The following is a 243-nucleotide window of genomic DNA, read 5'->3' as shown; positions in this document are numbered from 1 at the left end:
GTCCCCTTACGGGGTAACGGTAATTAAATCTATTGAACGGTGCAGCAATTCACGTGAATTAGGTATGTTTCCGTCCCCTTACGGGGTAACGGTAATTAAATCGCAAGCCATGGCAGTATCTTGGTTGGTGAATTAGCAATGTTTCCGTCCCCTTACGGGGTAACGGTAATTAAATCTTATATCATCGAACTTGCAGAGGAATATGAATAAGAAGTTTCCGTCCCCTTACGGGGTAACGGTAAT

The organism is Megasphaera micronuciformis F0359 (assembly GCF_000165735.1).
GTDB classification, from domain to species: domain Bacteria; phylum Bacillota; class Negativicutes; order Veillonellales; family Megasphaeraceae; genus Megasphaera; species Megasphaera micronuciformis.
This window is presented reverse-complemented; position numbering follows the sequence as displayed.